The 1,479-nt window shown below is 59.0% G+C and carries 1 protein-coding gene; it reads left to right on the forward strand.

What is annotated here, in order from left to right:
• The first annotated feature begins 1,045 nt into the window (after positions 1 to 1,045).
• Positions 1,046 to 1,324 carry an AlpA family phage regulatory protein gene (locus tag EOA33_RS41410; protein ID WP_063169289.1) on the forward strand — a complete coding sequence of 93 codons (279 nt, stop codon included), beginning with the start codon at positions 1,046 to 1,048 and terminating at the stop codon, positions 1,322 to 1,324.
• Positions 1,325 to 1,479 lie beyond the last annotated feature (155 nt).

Here is a 1,479-nt window from a genome sequence, read left to right on the forward strand (position 1 = left end):
GCTGCTCGACCTCAGAATGGCTCGATTGTTCGACAGGTTCTGCCTCGTTACCAGCATTGGTAAGGGCCATGGACGACACTCCGATAAGCGCGCGGTGCTCTACGCTTGCTGCACTGCAATATCAAGTTCCGTCACGTAATGTCTGCCGTCTCGCCTGTCGTTGCTCGCCTTGGTAGACTCGCCAGCCCGCAGCCCTACCGAGCAGCAATAGCGCCCCGGCAGAACCCTCAATCGCCCAGATCAATGAATGGTTATCGCCCACAGTGCCCCCCCGCGATGCGGCCGATGGCGACCAGGGTGTCGTGGGCGCACAAGGATGGCGCTTTCCTGATGACGCCGTGCTCCAGGTGTGATCGCACCGTTGCTGCGCAAGCCATTTACTTGCTCGTCCCAGCGAGGACCGTGGCCAACTGGAACGCAGGGCCACGCCGCTCACCGGCCGCACTTTGCGGCGCAGATAACGATTCGATCTCCGCGGCGAGATTCTGGTTGAAGAAGCCACCAAGCTTGTCGAAGGACACACGGTCGTAATATCGACATGCCAGTATCCGCAACCCAGAAAAGCTCCTTGGGCTCCGCTGCGCGCGCCACGAACAACCCGATCTTCTCTGCGAAGAGGACGCCGTAATCCTTCAGGTTGAAGCCAAACCGGGGGGCGGCCGTGACGTATGGGCGAAGGGCTAGGAGGCGGGTTCGGTGAGGAACGGCATTGATGTCCACGCCGTCTCCTGGAAAGACAGAGGAATGCGGTGTCACCGACTGGCGCCGGAGGTTGATCCGGTGATTAGGAGGAGCACTCGTTGTCGGATTCTCGACGATGTCGGACATCTGACACAACGCTGCCAGAGCGATCACGTTGTTCCGAAACGATTTTCCCAGTTGGCACGACAATTGCGGTCCTATGCGCAAAAGCACTGCGATGCCGCACCGACTGGAAGAACTCATCAATGATCACGCTTTTCGAACATGTGGGCGCCGCTACCAACACTAAGCGTTCCCGATCAAACGGAAGCCTCTATCCCTTCTTTCTGAAGGCTGTCCGGACATGAACGCATTTGATGTCCGTCCAACGCTGGATGCTCCCGACGACGATCTCTATCTTTGGCTTGAAGATGTGGAAGGCGAGCGGGCACTTGCCTGGGCCGCCGGCCAGTCGGCAAAGACCCTGAAGCACTTCAGTGGAACGCAGTTCGAGCGCGACCGCGCGACTCTGAAGGCAGGCCTGTTCCCTAAGCGGCGTCGCATCTCCCCCGGCCGAGTCGCATGGCTTGAATCCGATATCAGGGCTTGGATGGAAACTAGATCTGAGAGCCGCACCGCATGAATGTAGCCTCCCAATATCTTCTCCCGTCTGTGGCGCATCACGAAGCCGGGCACGCGGTGGCCGCCATCGTTTTGCACCGTCAGATGTTCGACGACGACCGTGAACTCCCTGCTTTCTCAAGTGTTAGTATTTACCCCGACGCCGGTGACGGAGAG

Source organism: Mesorhizobium sp. M4A.F.Ca.ET.050.02.1.1, from assembly GCF_003997725.1.
Classification (GTDB): Bacteria; Pseudomonadota; Alphaproteobacteria; order Rhizobiales; family Rhizobiaceae; genus Mesorhizobium.

Excerpts from the sequence above, each read along its gene's own strand:
- EOA33_RS41410 (WP_063169289.1), top strand. The coding sequence starts at position 1,046 with ATGAACGCATTTGATGTCCGTCCAACGCTGGATGCTCCCGACGACGAT.